The following is an 18,514-nucleotide window of genomic DNA, read 5'->3' as shown; positions in this document are numbered from 1 at the left end:
GTGTCGAGAACATGTCTCCTCAGCACTCCGCCGTCGACCTCGACGCGTACAACCGCACGGCTGTCGCCCTGCCCGGGGGCGCTCTGCACGAACTGTTCAGGGCTCAGGCCGCGCGCACGCCGGACGCGGTGGCGCTGGTGTGCGGGGAGCGTGAGCTGTCGTACCGCCAACTCGACCGTGCCTCCGACGCCTTCGCCCACCGCCTGGCCGCCGAAGAGGTCGTCCCGGGTACGGCCGTGGGGCTGTTCCTGGACCGGTCCGTCGAGTACGTCGTCGCCGTCCTCGGCGTCCTGAAGGCGGGCGGCTTCTACGTCCCCCTGGACCCGCGCCAGCCCGTCGAGCGCCTGGCGTTCATCCTCGCCGACACGGGTGCACGGCTCCTCGTGACGGACCGTGCGCAGGCCCCCGCCGAGGGGCTGAGGGTGCTGGCTCCGCCGGACGTCGAGGCTGAGGCGGACGTGCTGGAAGTGGCGGTCCATGTGGACCAGTTGGCGTACGTGATGTACACCTCGGGGTCGAGCGGGACGCCGAAGGGCGTGGCCAACACCCACCGCAATGTCGTGGAGTTGGCGCTGGATCCGTGGTGGGGGGAGCGGCACCGGCGGGTTCTGGCGTACTCCCCGCTGGCCTTCGACTCCTCCACCTACGAACTGTGGGTCCCGCTCCTCAGCGGCGGCACCGCGGTCGTGCTGCCCGCGCCGAAGCTGGACCTCGCCGAGCTGGCCCACGCGATCGTCGAACACCGCGTCACCGCCATGTACTTCACCACGGCACTGTTCGACGCTTTGGCCTCGGAGACGATCGACTCGCTGGCGGGCCTGAGCGAGATCTGGACGGGCGGTGACGTGCTGTCGGCGTCCGCGCTGCAGCGGGTGCTGGAGGTCTGTCCGGAGACGACGGTCGTGCACGCCTACGGTCCGACGGAATCGACGGTCTTCTGCAGCTACCAGGCCTTCGGACCCGGTCAGCGGGTCGTCGAGCGGCTTCACCTCGGCGTCCCGATGGCGAACACGCGGATGTACGTCCTCGACCAGGGCCTGCGGCCGGTCGTGCCCGGAGTGGTCGGCGAGCTGTACGTGGCCGGCAGCCACCTCGCCTGGGGATACCTGGGCCGCCCCGTGCTGTCCGCCGAGCGCTTCGTCGCCGACCCGTTCGGCCCGGCCGGGGAACGGATGTACCGCACGGGTGACCTGGCCCGCTGGAACGAGCACGGTGAGATCGTCTTCGAAGGGCGGGCCGACCAGCAGGTGAAGCTGCGCGGCTTCCGGATCGAGCTCGGCGAGATCGAGACGGCACTCGTCGCCCACGAGGACGTCTCGCGGGCCGCCGTGATCGTCCGCGAGGACCGGCCCGGTGACAAGCGGCTCGTCGCCTACGTCGTCGGAGACACCGACGCCGAGACCCTGCACGCCCACTGCGCCGAGCGTCTCGCCGAGTACATGGTCCCCTCCGCCTACGTGCGGCTGGACCTGCTCCCGCTCACCGCCAACGGCAAGCTCGACCGCCGCGCCCTGCCCGCCCCGCAGGTCGGCGGCGGTGACGGGCGGGCGCCCCGGACGCCCACCGAAGAGGTGCTGTGCGGCCTGTTCGCGGACGCCCTCGGACTCACCGCGGTCTCCATCGACGACGACTTCTTCCACCTCGGCGGGCACTCCCTGCTCGCCACCCGGCTGGTCGGCCGCGTCCGCACGGCCCTGGCGACCGAGCTGTCACTGCGGGACTTCTTCCAGTACCCGACGGTCGCCCGGCTCGCCGAGCACATCGCCACCGGCGCCCGCCGGGCCCCGCGCCCCCAACTCACCGTCACCCCCCGCTCGGACGACCCGCTCCCGCTGTCGACGGCCCAGCGGCGGCTGTGGTTCCTGGACCAGATGGAGGGCCCCTCCGCCACGTACGACATCCCGCTCACCGTGACCCTGACCGGCACCGTCGACCCCGAACTGCTGCGGCAGGCACTCGGTGACGTGATCGCCCGCCACGAGGTGCTGCGCACGAGCTACCCCGTGTCCGACGGCGAACCCCGGCAGCACATCGCGCACCCCGACGAGGTGGCCGTGCCGCTCACCGTCACCCCCGTCACCGAGGACGAACTGCCCGACCGCATCGCCGAGGAGTCCGCGCACCTCTTCGACCTCGACCACGAACTCCCCCTGCACGCGGCGCTGTTGACGCTCACGCCGACCCGGAGCGTGCTCGTCCTGGTCGTCCACCACATCGCCTCCGACGGCTGGTCCAGCACCCCGCTGATGCGGGACCTCGGCACCGCCTACACGCACCGCGCCGAGGGCACGGCACCCGACTGGGAGCCGCTGCCCGTGCAGTACGCCGACTACGCGCTGTGGCAGCAGGATCTGCTCGCCCGGGACGAGGAGGCGCAGCTCGCCCACTGGCGCGAGGCGCTCGCCGGCCTCCCCGCCGAGGCCACCCTGCCCGCCGACCGGCCCCGCCCGGCCGTCGCCTCGTACCGCGGCGCCACCCACACCGTGCACTGCCCGGCGGAGACCCACCAGGCGCTCACCGCGCTGGCCAGGGAGTCCGGCGTCACCCTGTTCATGGTGGCCCAGGCCGCCACGGTGGCCCTGCTGTCCCGTTCCGGCACCGGCACCGACATCCCCGTCGGCTCCCTCGTCGCGGGGCGTACGGACGAGGCCCTGGAGGACCTGGTCGGCTTCTTCGTGAACACGCTGGTGCTGCGCACCGACGTGAGCGGCAACCCCACCTTCCGGGAACTCCTCGACCGGGTGCGGGAGACGGACCTGGCGGCCTGGGCGCACCAGGACCTGCCCTTCGACCGGCTGGTGGAGGCCCTGAACCCGGAGCGGTCCGCCGCCCGCCACCCCCTCTTCCAGGTCATGCTCACCCTGGCCGAGGCCGCCGAACCCGCCCCGGCGCTGCCCGGAGTGCGCGCCGAGACCGCCCAACCCGACCTGGGCACGGCCAAGTTCGACCTGACCGTCAACTTCTCCGAGCACCGCGACCGGTCGGGTCACCCGCACGGCCTCGACATCGTCCTCGAGTACGCCACCGACCTGTACGACCCCGCCACCATCGAGACGGCAGCCGACCGGCTGACGCGGGTCCTGGACGCGGTGATCGCCGACCCGGACGTAGCGATCGCCGACATCGAGCTGCTCACCCGGGCCCAGCGCCGCGCCCTGCTCGACGACTACAACGACACGGCCGTCGCCCTGCCCGAGGCCCCGCTGCACGAGCTGTTCGCCGCCCAGGCCGCGCGCACTCCGGACGCGGTGGCGCTGGTGTGCGGGGAGCGCGAGCTGTCGTACCGCCAACTCGACCGTGCCTCCGACGCCTTCGCCCACCGCCTGGCCGCCGAGGGAGTCGCCCCGGGTGCGGCCGTGGGGCTGTTCCTGGACCGGTCGGTCGAATACGTGGTCGCGGTCCTGGGTGTTCTGAAGGCCGGCGGAGCGTACGTTCCGCTGGACGCCCGCCAGCCCGCCGACCGCCTGGCGTTCATCCTCGCCGACACCGAGGCCCGGGTCCTGGTCACCGACCGGACGGCGGCGACCCTGGGCGAGGGCCTGACGATGCTCGCCCCGCCGGACGTCGAGGCTGAGGGGGACGTGCTGGAAGTTCCGGTCCATGTGGACCAGTTGGCGTACGTGATGTACACCTCGGGGTCGAGCGGGACGCCGAAGGGCGTGGCCAACACCCACCGCAATGTCGTGGAGTTGGCGCTGGATCCGTGGTGGGGGGAGCGGCACCGGCGGGTTCTGGCGTACTCCCCGCTGGCCTTCGACTCCTCCACCTACGAACTCTGGGTCCCGCTCCTCAGCGGCGGCACCGCCGTCATCCTTCCGGTGACCAAGGTCGACGTGGCCGAACTCGGCGACGCGCTCACCCGTCACCGCATCACCGCCGCCTACTTCACCACGGCACTGTTCGACGCGATGGCCTCGGAGGCGATCGACTCGCTGGCGGGCCTGAGCGAGATCTGGACGGGCGGTGACGTGCTGTCGGCGTCCGCGCTGCAGCGGGTGCTGGAGGTCTGTCCGGAGACGACGGTCGTGCACGCCTACGGTCCGACGGAGTCGACGGTCTTCTGCAGCTACCAGGCCTTCGGGCCCGGGCAGCGGGTCGTCGAGCGGCTTCACCTCGGCGTTCCGATGGCCAACACGCGCATGTACGTCCTCGACCAGGGCCTGCGGCCGGTCGTGCCCGGAGTGGTGGGCGAGCTGTACGTGGCCGGCAGTCACCTCGCCTGGGGGTATGTCGGGCGTGCGGGCCTGTCCGCCGAGCGGTTCGTCGCCGACCCGTTCGGACCGGCCGGGGAACGGATGTACCGCACGGGTGACCTGGCCCGCTGGAACGAGCACGGTGAGATCGTCTTCGAAGGGCGGGCCGACCAGCAGGTGAAGCTGCGCGGCTTCCGGATCGAGCTCGGCGAGATCGAGTCGGCACTCGTCGCCCACGAGGACGTCTCGCAGGCCGCCGTGATCGTCCGCGAGGACCGGCCCGGTGACAAGCGGCTCGTCGCCTACGTCGTCGGAGGCACCGACGCCGAGACCCTGCACGCCCACTGCGCCGAGCGTCTCGCCGAGTACATGGTCCCGTCCGCCTTCGTGGAACTGGACCTGCTCCCGCTCACCGCCAACGGCAAGCTCGACCGCCGCGCCCTGCCCGAACCGAGGCTGGGCACCGGGCCGGGGGGCCGCCAGGGCCGTACGCCGGTGGAAGAGGTGCTGTGCGGGCTGTTCGCGGACGCGCTGGGGCTGCCCGCGGTCTCCATCGACGACGACTTCTTCCGCCTCGGCGGGCACTCCCTGCTCGCCACCCGGCTCGTCAGCCGCATCCGGCGGACGCTGGGCGCGCAGGTGTCGGTGCGGGACATGTTCCGGCACCCAACTGTCGCCGGTCTCGCGCGCTTCATGGCGGAGATCGAGGCCGAAGCCGGTGCCGACTCCGCCGGGGCGCCCCGGCGGCCCGCGCTGACGGCGGGGGAGCGGCCGGAGCGGGTGCCGCTGTCGGCGGCCCAGCGGCGGCTGTGGTTCCTGGACCAGTTGGAGGGCCCCTCCGCCACGTACAATATCCCGCTCGCCGTACGGCTCACCGGGGCCCTCGACGCCGACGCCCTGCACCTCGCCCTGGGTGACGTCGTCGCCCGGCACGAGGCACTGCGGACCGTGTTCCCGGCCGACCAGGGCACGCCGTACCAGCGGGTGCTCAAGGCCGGGGACGCCCGGCCCGCGATGGCACTGATCCCGGCGACCCGCGACGCCCTGCCCTCCGTACTGCGCGACCTGTCCACCACGACCTTCGAACTCGCGCGTGACCTGCCCGTGCGCGCCGACCTGCTGCGGGTCGCGGACGAGGAGCACGTGCTGTTGCTCGTCATCCACCACATCGCCTCCGACGGCTGGTCCAGCACCCCGCTGATGCGGGACCTGGCCGCCGCCTACACCGCACGCGTCACGGGCGCGGCGCCCGGCTGGGAGCCGCTGCCCGTCCAGTACGCCGACTACGCGCTGTGGCAGCAGGCGCTGCTCGCCGCCGACGAGGAGCGCCAACTCGACTACTGGCGCCGGGCCTTGGACGGACTGCCGGAAGAGGTCACGCTCCCGGCGGACCGGGCGCGGCCCACGACCGCCTCGTACCGGGGCGCGTCCCTGGCCGTTCGCTGTCCCGCGGGCCTGCACGGCTCGCTGACCAAGCTGGCCCGTGAGAGCGGCACCACCCTGTTCATGGTCGCGCAGGCGGCGACCGCGGCCCTGCTGTCGCGGTCCGGCGCCGGGACCGACATCCCGGTCGGTTCCCCGGTCGCGGGGCGTACGGACGAGGCCCTGGAGGACCTGGTCGGCTTCTTCGTCAACACGCTGGTGCTGCGCACCGACGTGAGCGGCAACCCCACCTTCCGGGAACTCCTCGACCGGGTGCGGGAGACGGACCTGGCGGCCTGGGCGCACCAGGACCTGCCCTTCGACCGGCTGGTGGAGGCCCTGAACCCGGAGCGGTCCGCCGCCCGCCACCCCCTTTTCCAGGTCATGCTCTCGGTCACCGACGCGGCCAACCCCGTGCCCGAACTGCCGGGTCTGCGCGGTGAGTCGGAGTTCACCGCGCTCGACATCGCCAAGTTCGACCTCACCTTCACCTTCCACGAGCACCGCGCGCCCGACGGCGGCCCTGCCGGACTGGGCATCACCGTCGAATACGCCACCGACCTGTACGACCAGGCCACCGTGTCGGCCGTCACCGCACGCCTGGTCAGGCTGTTGCGGGCCGCCGCCGACACCCCTGACGTCCCCATCGGAGCCCTCGATGTCCTGGCCGACGACGAACGCGCCCACCTGCTCGACACCTGGCACGGCACTCAGCGCGACCTTCCCCCCGCCTCGCTGCCGGAGCTGTTCGCCGAGCAGGCCGCCCGCACCCCGGACGCCGTCGCCCTCTCACGCGGCGAAAAACGCCTGACCTACGCGGAGTTGGACCGCCGCGCCAACCAGCTCGCCCATCGGCTGATCGCCGAGGGCGTCCGGCCCGGCTCGCGGGTCGTCCTCTTCCAGGAACGCTCCGTCGAGGCGGTCGTGGCGATCCTCGCGGTGGTCAAGGCCGGCGCGGTGTACGTCCCGCTGGACACCCGCTACCCGAAGGACCGTATCGATCTCATCGTACGGATGTCCGGCGCGACCGTGTTCCTGACCGACCGCGACCTCGAACTCCCCGACGGCGCACGCGCATTGAACGTGACGGAGGACCCGTCCCTCTCCCTGCCGGACACGGCACCCGAGGTGACCGTCCACCCCGACCAGCTCGCCTACGTCATGTTCACCTCCGGCTCCACCGGGGTGCCGAAGGGCGTCGCCGTCACCCACCGCAACGTCACCGAGCTGGCCGCCGACGACCGCTTCACCACCCCCGCGCACCGCCGGGTCCTGCTGCACTCGCCGCTCGCCTTCGACGCGACGACGTACGAGGTGTGGGTGCCGTTGCTGTCCGGCGGAACCCTCGTCGTCGCCCCGCCCGGCCTGCTGGACACGGCGGCCCTGGGCGCCGTGCTCACCGAGGAGTCCATCACCGGTCTGTGGCTGACGGTCGGCTTCTTCCGGCTGGTCGCCGAGGAGGACCCCGCCGTGTTCGCGGGCCTCGACGAGGTGTGGACCGGCGGTGACGTGGTCCCGCCCGAGGCCGTACGGCGGGTCATGGACGCCTGCCCGGACCTGACCGTCTTCAACGCCTACGGCCCCACCGAGACGACTACCTTCGCCACCTCCCACCTCCTGCGCCGCCCCTTCGACTACCCGGGTGCCCTGCCCATCGGCCGCCCCCTGGACAACACCCGCCTCTACGTCCTCGACGAGCACCTCGGCCTGGTCGCCCCCGGCATCCCCGGCGAGCTGTACATCGCCGGAAGCGGACTCGCCCAGGGCTACCTGGACCGGCCGGCGCTCACGGCCGAACGCTTCGTCGCCGACCCGTACGGCACCCCCGGCTCCCGCATGTACCGGACGGGGGACCTGGTGCGCTGGTCGCGTGACGGCGAGATCGAGTACCTGGGCCGGGCGGACCAGCAGGTGAAGCTGCGCGGCTTCCGGATCGAGCCCGGCGAGATCGAATCCGCCTTGGTGGCCTGCGTCTCGGTCGCGCAGGCGGCGGTCGTCGTCCGCGAGGACCGGCCCGGCGACAAACGGCTCGTGGCCTACGTCGTCGGCGCGGACGTCGACCTCGCAGCCCTGCGCCGCCATGCGGAGCAGACGCTGCCGGACTACATGGTCCCCTCCGCCTTCGTCGCCCTCGACGCCCTGCCGCTGACCGCCAACGGCAAGCTCGACCGGCGCGCCCTGCCGGCCCCCGGCCCGAGCGCCGACAGCACGGGCCGCGCCCCGCGCAACCCGCGCGAGGAAGTCCTGTGCGGACTGTTCGCCGAAGTCCTCGGACTGCCCTCCGTCTCCATCGACGACGACTTCTTCCGCCTCGGCGGGCACTCCCTGCTCGCCACCCGGCTGATCAGCCGGATCCGGACCGTCCTCGGGGCCGAACTGCCGGTCCCCGCCCTCTTCGAGAACCCGAACGTGGCCAGGCTGGCCGAGCGGCTCGACCGCGCCGAGAGCGCGCGCCCCAAGCTGCGGCCGATGCGCCGGATGGGAGCCTCCCAGTGATCCCCTTGTCGTACGCCCAGCAGCGCCTGTGGTTCCTCGCCCAGCTGGAGGGCCCCTCCGCCACCTACAACATCCCGCTCGCCGTACGGCTCACGGGCGCCCTCGACGCCGACGCGCTGCACCTCGCCCTCGGCGACGTCGTAGCCCGGCACGAGAGTCTGCGCACCCTGTGCCCCGAGCGCGACGGCACCCCGTACCAGCACATCCTGCCCGTCGAGGACGCCCGGGTCGCGCTGCCCGTCGTCCCGGCGGACGAGAACGGCCTCGCCGACGTCCTCGCCGCCGAGTCGGCGCACGTCTTCGACCTCGCCCGCGAACTGCCGGTCCAGGCGCGGCTGATCCGGCTCACCGAGGACGAGCACGTCCTCCTCGTCGTCATGCACCACATCGCCTCCGACGGCTGGTCCATCGCCCCCTTGCTGCGCGACCTCGCCCACGCCTACCGGGCCCGCACGGCAGGCCGCGCCCCCGACCAGGAGCCGCTGGACATCCAGTACGCCGACTACACCCTCTGGCAGCGCGAGCTGCTCGGTGAGCCGGACGCCGAGGACAGCCTGATGAACCGGCAACTGGACTACTGGAAGGACCGGTTGGCCGGGTTGCCGGAAGAGGCCACACTGCCCGCCGACCGGCCGCGGCCGGCCGTCGCCTCCTACCGAGGCGACACCGTGACCGCCCACTGCCCGCCCGAGACCCACGCCGGGCTCGTGGACCTCGCCCGGCAGAGCGGCGCCACCCTCTTCATGGCCGCGCAGGCCGCCCTCGCCACCGCGCTGGCCGCCTCCGGCGCGGGCGCCGACATCCCGATCGGCTCCCCGGTCGCGGGCCGCACCGACGAGGCCCTCGACGACCTCGTGGGCTTCTTCGTCAACACCCTCGTCCTGCGCACCGACGTCTCCGGCGACCCCACCTTCCGACAGCTGCTGGATCGGGCGCGCACCACCGACCTCGCCGCCTGGGCCCACCAGGACCTGCCCTTCGACCGGCTCGTCGAGGTCCTCAACCCCGAGCGCAGCGGCGCCCGCCACCCCCTGTTCCAGGTCATGCTGACCCTCGTCCAGGCCGGCTCCACCGAAGCCCCCGACTTCCCCGGACTGCGCGCGCGAGCGGAGTACTCGGCCACCCGCACCGCCAAGTTCGACCTTACCGTCGGCTTCGACGAACACCTCGACACCGCCGGGCGCCCCGCCGGCCTCGACATCACCGCCGAGTACGCCACCGACCTCTACGACCCCGAGACCGTCGAGGCCCTGCTCGCCCGGCTCCTGCGGCTGATCGGCGAGGCCGTCGCCCACCCCGACACCCCGCTGTCCGGCCTCGACCTGCTCGACCCGGCCGAGCGCACCCTGCTCCTGGACACCTGGGCCGGCGCGGAAAGCCCCGTCCCGGACGCCTCCCTCGCCGAACTGTTCGCCGAGCGGGCCGCCCGCACCCCCGACGCGGTCGCGCTCAGCCACGCCGGACGCACCTGGACGTACGCCGAAGTCGACGCCGTCTCCAGCAGGTTCGCGCACCGGCTCGTCGCCGAGGGCGTCGGCCCCGAGACCGTCGTCGCCGTCCTCATGGAACGCTCCGCCGACCTCGTCCTCGCCCTTCTGGCCATCGTCAAGGCGGGCGGTGTCTACGCACCCCTCAACCCCGTCGACCCGGCCTCCCGGCTCACCCGCATCCTCGCCGACACCGCGGCGCCGCTGCTGCTGGTGGACCCGGCGCTCGCCGACCACGAGATCGTGGCCGAGTCCGGGACACGCGTCCTGCCGGTGGACGACCTGACCGGTGGCCTGGGGACCGACCCGTGCCCGGCGCCCGAGGTGGCCGTCCACCCCGACCAGTGGCTCTATGTCATGTTCACCTCGGGCTCGACCGGCGTGCCCAAGGGCGTCTCCATCACCCACCGCAACGTCGCCGAACTCGCCCTCGACCAAGGCTTCACCCGCCCCGCGCACCGGCGCGTCCTCTTCCACTCCCCGCACACCTTCGACGCCTCCACCTTCGAACTGTGGGTGCCTTGGCTGACCGGCGGGACGGTGGCCGTGGCCCCGGCCGGCGTCCTCGACACGGCCGCCCTGGCCGCCGTACTCGAAGCGGAGTCCGTCACCGGTCTGTGGCTGACCGCGGGCCTGTTCCGGCTGGTCGCCGAGGAGGACCCCGCCGTGTTCGCGGGCCTCGGCGAGGTGTGGACCGGCGGCGACGTGGTCCCACCGGAGGCGGTACGGCGGGTCATGGACGCCTGCCCCGGCCTCCAGGTCGTCAACGGCTACGGCCCCACCGAGACGACCACCTTCGCCACCTCCGGCCCGGTCCGCCGCCCCTTCGACTACCCGGGCGCCCTGCCCATCGGCCGCCCCCTGGACAACACCCGCCTCTACGTCCTCGACGAGCACCTCGGCCTGGCCGCCCCCGGAGTCCCCGGCGAGCTGTACATCGCGGGCGCCGGACTGGCCCGCGGCTACCTGCGCCGACCCGGCCAGACCGCCGAGCGGTTCGTGGCCGACCCCTACGGCCCGGCGGGCGCGCGGATGTACCGCACGGGCGACCTGGTGCGCTGGTCGCGGGACGGCGAGATCGAGTACCTGGGCCGCGCCGACCAGCAGGTCAAGCTGCGCGGCTTCCGGATCGAGCCCGGCGAGATCGAGTCGGCCCTGGTCGCCTGTGAAGCCGTGGCGCAGGCCGCCGTGATCGTCCGCGAGGACCGCCCCGGCGACAAACGCCTCGTGGCCTACGCCGTCGGCGCGGACATCGACACCGCCGCCCTGCGCCGCCACGCCGCCGAGGTGCTGCCCGACTACATGGTCCCGGCCGCCTTCGTCGCCCTGGACTCCCTGCCGCTGACCGTCAACGGCAAGGTCGACCGGCGGGCCCTGCCCGCGCCCGACCTGAGCGCCGACAGCGAGGGCCGCGCGGCCCGGGGCCTCGCCGAGGAGGTCCTGTGCGGACTCTTCGCGGACGTCCTCGGCCGGCCCTCCGTCACCATCGACGACCACTTCCTGCGCCTCGGCGGGCACTCCCTGCTCGCCACCCGGCTCGTCAGCCGGATCCGTACCGCCTTCGGCGTCCGGATCACCGTCCGCGACATGTTCCAGCACCCCACCGTGGCCCAGCTCGCCGAGCTGATCGCGGCGAGCGGCGGCGCGGAGGAGCGTCCGGCGCTGGTGGCGGGGGAGCGGCCGGAGCGGCTGCCGCTGTCCTCGGCTCAGCAACGACTGTGGTTCCTGGACCAGTTGGAGGGCCCCTCACCGACGTACAACATCCCGCTCGCCGTCCGTCTCACCGGCGCGCTCGACACCGGTGCACTGCGCCACGCGCTGCGTGACGTCGTCGTACGGCATGAGGCGCTGCGCACGGTCTTCCGGGTCGCGGACGGGGAGGCGTACCAACTCGTCCTGTCGGCAGTGGAGATCGACGTACGCCTGCCGGTGCGGGTGTCGACCGAGGAGAACCTCGCTGAGGCGCTGGCGGAGGAGTGCGCCGGGGTCTTCGACCTGTCGGCGGAACTCCCCATGCGTGCCGCTCTCCTGCGGCTGTCGGGGGAGGACCACGTCCTGGTCGTGGTCACGCACCACATCGCCTCCGACGGCTGGTCCAACGCGCCCTTCTTCGCCGACCTGGCCCGCGCCTACGCGGCCCGCACCGAGGGAGCGGCACCCGACTGGGCGCCCCTGCCGGTGCAGTACGCCGACTACACCCTGTGGCAGCGGAACCTCCTAGCCGTCGACGAGGAGCGCCAAATCGATTTCTGGCAGCAGGAGTTGGCGGACCTCCCCGAGGAGGCCACGCTGCCGGCGGACCGGCCGCGGCCCGCAGTCGCCTCGTACCAGGGCGATACCTTCACCGTGTCCTGCCCGGCCGCCACGCACCAGGCGCTGACCGGGCTGGCGCGCGAGACCGGAACCACCGTGTTCATGGTCGCTCAGGCTGCCGTCGCCACCGTCCTCGCACGCTGTGGCGCCGGTTCGGATGTCCCGATCGGTTCGCCGGTCGCGGGCCGGACGGATCAGGCTCTCGATGATCTCGTGGGCTTCTTCGTCAATACGTTGGTCCTGCGGACGGATGTGGGTGGTGATCCCACCTTCCGTGAGTTGTTGGCCCGGGTGCGGGAAACGGATCTTGCCGCGTGGGCTCATCAGGACCTTCCGTTCGACCGGCTCGTCGAGGTGCTCAACCCCGAGCGTTCGGCGTCCCGGCATCCGCTGTTCCAGGTCATGCTCACCGTCGGCGACACGACGGTGAGCGAACCTGAACTCCCCGGCGTGACAGCGCGGTTCGTCACCCCCTCACTGAGCATCGCCAAGTTCGACCTGACCTTCGCCTTCGGCGAGCGCCGGGCCGCCGACGGCAGCCCGGACGGGCTCGACATCACCGTCGAGTACGCCACCGACCTCTACGACCCCGCCACGGCGGAGGCCGTGGCCCACCGACTCGTACGACTCCTCACCGCGGCCGTGTCCACCCCCGACCTGCCCGTCTCCGGCCTGCCCCTCCTCACCGAAGGTGAGCACGAACGCCTCGCGCTCTGGGCCGGACCCGCCACCCCGGCCCCCCGGCTGGGCCTCGACGGCCTGTTCACCGGCCAGGCGGCGCGCTCGCCGGAGGCCGTGGCGCTGGTCTTCGAGGATCAGGAGGTGACGTACGGGGAGTTGGATGTGTGGTCGAACCGGCTGGCTCGGTATTTGTCGGGGCGGGGTGTGCGGCCTGGTGATCTGGTGGGTGTGCATGTGGAGCGTTCGCCGCACATGGTGGCCGCGATGTTGGCGGTGCTGAAGGCGGGGGCCGGTTACACGATGCTGGATCCGCAGTTCCCGGTGGAGCGGCTCAATGGTGTGCTGGAGCAGGTGGCGCCGAGTGCTGTGATCACGCAGGAGCATCTGGCGGAGCTTCGTACGGATGCGGAAATCGTCGATCTGACGCGTGAAGTGGCCCGGATCAGTTCCGAGTTGGGCACGGCTGTGGCGACCGGTGGTTTCCCGGAGTCGGTGGCGTGTGTGATGTTCACGTCCGGGTCTACGGGCAAGCCGAAGGGCGTTGCCGCTTCGCACAGGGCCCTCGCGGCGACCTTCGTCGGGCCGGACTACCTGGCCTTCGGGCCGCAGCAGACCTTCCTGCAGTGTTCTCCGGTGTCGTGGGACGCCTTCGCGCTGGAGGTGTTCGGGCCGTTGCTGCACGGTGGTGTGTGCGTTCTCCAGCCGGGGCAGCACACGGATCCGCAGCAGATCGCCGAGCTGGTGGAGCGGCACGAGGTCACCACCCTTCAGATGTCCGCCAGCCTCTTCAACCACATGCTCGACGAACACCCCTCGGTGTTCACGCACTTGAGTGAGGCCATGACCGCCGGCGAGGCAGCCTCACCGGCACATGTGGCCCGCGCCCTGGAAGCCCACCCCGGACTGCGCCTCCTCAACGGCTACGGCCCGGCGGAGAGCATGGGCTTCACGACGACCTACACCATCGGCGCGGAGCAGGGGGCGATCCCGGTCGGTGGGCCGCTGTTCGGCAAGCACGCCTATGTGCTCGACGGGAACCTGGAGTTGGTGCCGCCGGGTGTGCCGGGTGAGCTGTACGTGGCCGGTCACGGCCTGGCGCACGGTTACATCGGTCAGCCGGGCTTGAGCGCGGACCGCTTCGTGGCCAACCCGTACGGCCCGGCCGGCTCCCGCATGTACCGCACGGGCGACCTGGCCCGTTGGAACAGGCAAGGCGCCCTGGAGTACCTCGGCCGCCGCGACGAGCAGGTCAAGCTGCGCGGCTTCCGTATCGAACCCGGCGAGATCGAGGCCGTGCTGACGGCGCACCCGGACGTCCAGCAGGCCGCGGTCGTCGTACGCGAGGACCGCCCCGGCGACAAACGACTCGTCGCCTACGTGGTGGGAGTCGGCGTCGACATGGCCGCCCTGCGCCGGTACACCGCGGCCCGCCTCCCCGAGCACATGGTGCCCTCCGCGTTCGTGGTCCTGGACGAGCTGCCCCGGACCGTCAACGGCAAGCTTGACCGCCGCGCCCTGCCCGCGCCCGATCTCGACGCGGCCAGCGACGGCCGAGCGCCGCGCAACCCGGCCGAGGAGATCCTGTGCGGCCTGTTCGCGGCCACCCTGGGTCTGTCGTCCGTCACCATCGACGACCACTTCTTCCACCGGGGCGGCCACTCCCTGCTCGCCACCCGGCTCACCTCACGGATCCGGGAGGCCTTCGGCGTACGACTCGGAGTGCGGGAGATCTTCCAGTGCCCGACGGTGGTACGGCTGGCCGAGCTGATCGCGGTGAGCGGCACCGAGGAAGGGCGTCCGGCGCTGGCGGCGGGGGAGCGGCCGGAGCGGCTGCCGCTGTCCTCGGCTCAGCAACGACTGTGGTTCCTGGACCAGTTGGAGGGGCCCTCTCCGACGTACAACATCCCCCTCGCAGTCCGGCTGACTGGCGCGCTCGACACCGAGGCGCTGCACCGCGGACTCCTCGACGTGCTCGGCCGGCACGAAGCGCTGCGGACCTCGTTCCCCTCCGAGAACGGCACGCCTCACCAGGCGATCCGCTCCGCGGCGGAGACCGACCTCGCGCTCCCGGTGACCCCGGTGACGGAGGAGTCCCTGCCCCAGGCGCTGGCCCGTGCGGCCGGTGTCACCTTCGACCTCTCCGCCGATCTGCCCATCCGCGCGGATCTGCTGGAACTGTCCCCCGAGGAGCACGTGCTCCTGCTGGTGACGCACCACATCGCCTCCGACGGCTGGTCGAACGGCCCGCTCCTGCGGGACCTCGCCATCGCGTACACGGCCCGCTGCCAGGGCGGTGCCCCCGAGTGGGCACCGCTGCCGGTCCAGTACGCCGACTACACCCTGTGGCAGCGGAACCTCCTCGCCACCGATGAGGAGCGCCAACTCAACTTTTGGCAGCAGGAGTTGGCAGAGCTGCCCGAGGAGGCCACGCTGCCGGCGGACCGGCCGCGGCCCGCAGTCGCCTCCTATCGCGGGGCCACCCACAAGGTGACCGCCCCCGCCACCACGCACGCTGCCCTGACCGGGCTGGCGCGCGAGACCGGAACCACCCTGTTCATGGTCGCGCAGGCCGCCGTCGCCACGGTCCTGGCGAGGTGCGGCGCCGGAACGGATGTCCCGATCGGTTCGCCGGTCGCGGGCCGGACGGATCAGGCTCTCGATGATCTCGTGGGCTTCTTCGTCAATACGTTGGTCCTGCGGACGGACGTGGGTGGTGATCCCACCTTCCGTGAGTTGCTGGCCCGGGTGCGGGAAACGGATCTTGCCGCGTGGGCTCATCAGGACCTTCCGTTCGACCGGCTCGTCGAGGTGCTCAACCCCGAGCGTTCGGCGTCCCGGCATCCGCTGTTCCAGGTCATGCTCACCGTCGGCGACACCGCCATCTACGCCCCCGACCTCGGAGGGCTCGAAACGGCCTTCCTCGAGCCGGAGTTGCGGATCGCGAAGTTTGACCTGACCTTCGCGTTCGGTGAGCGCCGGGCCGCCGACGGCAGCCCGGCCGGCCTCGACATCACCGTCGAGTACGCCACCGACCTGTACGAGCCGAGGACGGTCGAACTCCTGCTGGAGCGCACGCTGCTCCTGCTGGAGTCGGCCGCGGCCGACCCCGACACCACGCTGGGCTCGGTCCCGCTGCTCGCGCCCGAGGAGCGGGAGCAGCTGACCACGTGGTCCGGCCCGGCCTCCGAGGCCCCGTCGCTCGGCTTGGACGGGTTGTTCACGCGACAGGCCGCGCGCATGCCGGACTCGACGGCCCTGATCTTCGAGGATCAGGAGGTGACGTACGGGGAGTTGGATGTGTGGTCGAACCGGCTGGCTCGGTATCTGTCGGGGCGGGGTGTGCGGCCTGGTGATCTGGTGGGTGTGCATGTGGAGCGTTCGCCGCACATGGTGGCCGCGATGTTGGCGGTGCTGAAGGCGGGGGCCGGTTACACGATGCTGGATCCGCAGTTCCCGGTGGAGCGGCTCAATGGTGTGCTGGAGCAGGTGGCGCCGAGTGCTGTGATCACGCAGGAGCATCTGGCGGAGCTTCGCACGGATGCGGCGATTGTCGACTTGACGCGTGAAGTCACGCGGATCAGCTTGGAGTTGGGTGCAGCTGTGACGTCGGGCGGGACGCCGGAGTCGGTGGCGTGTGTGATGTTCACGTCCGGGTCTACGGGCAAGCCGAAGGGCGTTTCCGCTTCGCACAGGGCCCTCGCGGCGACTTTCGTCGGGCCGGACTATCTGGCCTTCGGGCCGCAGCAGACCTTCCTGCAGTGTTCCCCGGTGTCGTGGGATGCCTTCGCGCTGGAGGTGTTCGGGCCGTTGCTGCACGGTGGTGTGTGCGTTCTCCAGCCGGGGCAGCACACCGACCCGCACCAGATCGCGGAACTCGTGGAACGTCACGGGGTCACGTCGTTGCAGATGTCCGCCAGCCTCTTCAACCACATGCTCGACGAACACCCCTCGGTGTTCACGTACCTGCGGGAGGCCATGACCGCCGGCGAAGCCGCATCCCCCGTCCATACGGCGAAGGCACTGGCCCACTTCCCCGACCTGCACCTGCTGAACGGCTACGGCCCGGCGGAGAGCATGGGCTTCACGACGACGCACACCATCGGGGCCGAGCAGGGGGCGATTCCGGTCGGTGGGCCGCTGTTCGGCAAGCACGCCTATGTGCTCGACGGGAACCTGGAGTTGGTGCCGCCGGGTGTGCCGGGTGAGCTGTACGTGGCCGGTCACGGCCTGGCGCACGGTTACATCGGTCAGCCGGGGTTGACCGGGGACCGTTTCGTGGCCAACCCGTACGGCCCGGCCGGCTCCCGCATGTACCGCACCGGCGACCTGGCCCGCTGGAACAGGCAGGGCGCCCTGGAGTACCTCGGCCGCCGCGACGAGCAGGTCAAGCTGCGCGGCTTCCGTATCGAACCCGGCGAGATCGAAGCCGCGTTGACCGCACACCCGGACGTCCAGCAGGCCGCGGTCGTCGTACGAGAGGACCGCCCCGGCGACAAACGACTCGTGGCTTACCTCGTGGGCGAGGGCGTCGACACGGCGGCGCTGCGCCGGCACATGGCGGCCCGGCTGCCCGTGCACATGGTGCCCTCGGCCTTGGTGGTCCTGGACGAGCTGCCCCGGACCGTCAACGGCAAGCTCGACCGCCGCGCCCTGCCCGCGCCCGACCTCGACGCGGAAAGCAGCGGCCGCGCCCCGCGCAACCCGGCAGAGGAGATCCTGTGCGGCCTGTTCGCGGCCACCCTGGGTCTGTCGTCCGTCACCATCGACGACCACTTCTTCCACCGGGGCGGACACTCCCTGCTCGCCACCCGGCTGATCAGCCGGGTCCGCACGGTCTGGGACACCCGCATCACCATCCGCGACCTGTTCCAGAGCCCCACCCCGGCCCTGCTCGCCGAGCACATCGCGGCGGGCGGCGGCGGGAACCCGCTCGACGCGGTCCTGCCCATCAGGGCGGCGAAGGGCACGGCCGCTGAGGAGCCCCTGTTCTGCTTCCACGCCGTGTCGGGCGTGAGCTGGGGGTACGCCGGACTGCTGCCGCACCTCGGCGCCGACCGGCCCCTCATCGCCCTCCAGGCGCGCAGGCTCGACGGCACCCACAACGCACCCGTGTCCATCGAGGAGATGGCCGACGACTACCTCGCGGAGATCCGCAGGGCTCAGCCGCACGGCCCGTACCACCTGCTCGGCTGGTCCTTCGGCGGGCTCGTCGCGCACGCCGTAGCCGCCCGTCTCGAAGCGGCCGGAGAGGACGTGGCCCTGCTCGCCCTCCTCGACTCCTATCCGCTCCCGGACGGGTTCACGGCGCCCGAGATCGACGGCCGGCATGTGCTGACCGCCCTCCTCGGCAGTCGGGGCGAGACGGTCCAGGTGCGCTGCGCGGACACGGTCCCCGACATCGCCGAGCTCGCCGAGGCGCTGCGGCGGACGGACCCGGTGCTCGCAGGGCTTGAGCACGCCCAGGCGGCGGCCGTCGTCGCGACCACGGCCGACAACCTGCGGATGCGCTACCGCTATGTGCCGGACGTGCGGTTCGGCGGCGGCGCACTGTTCTTCGACGCCACCGGCACCCCGGCCGACCGGTCGGGGGCGGCGGCCTGGGCGCCGTACGTCATGGGCCGGGTCGAGGAGTTCGCCGTCGACTGCGAGCACGCCCGGATGACCGAGGCCGAACCGCTGCGGGAGATCGGGGAGGTACTCGCGCGCAGGCTGCGGCCGGCCCGGATCTGACATCCAGCGCGCGCCGGGGTCCGTACGACGACGTACGGACCCCGCATCCTGCCCACCGCCCTGCTCGGAGTGCCCTGCCGAACTGCCCGCATACTGCCGCTCCACCAGCCGGATCGGCGCACTCGCGGTCATTAGCGTGAAGTAGTCCGCACGATCGGCCAGGCCCCGTGAGCGGTCCGGTCCGGCCCCCAG

Annotated in this window: 2 protein-coding genes; both read left to right on the top strand. The window is 72.1% G+C overall.

Annotation, left to right across the window (positions count from 1 at the left end; genetic code table 11):
• The first annotated feature begins 11 nt into the window (after positions 1-11).
• Entirely contained in the window at positions 12-8,111 is an 8,100-nt protein-coding gene (locus AC068Z_RS20250) for a non-ribosomal peptide synthetase (RefSeq protein ID WP_478557110.1), read from the top strand.
• Positions 8,108-18,322, top strand: coding sequence for a non-ribosomal peptide synthetase (locus AC068Z_RS20245; RefSeq protein ID WP_478557108.1), 10,215 nt, complete (start codon positions 8,108-8,110; stop codon positions 18,320-18,322). Before AC068Z_RS20250 ends, AC068Z_RS20245 begins: the two co-directional genes overlap by 4 nt.
• The last annotated feature ends 192 nt before the right edge of the window (positions 18,323-18,514 follow it).

It is taken from the genome of Streptomyces sp. NPDC043726, assembly GCF_056436565.1.
The sequence above is the reverse complement of the archived record's forward strand: the minus strand, read 5'-3'. Positions and strand labels throughout refer to the sequence as shown.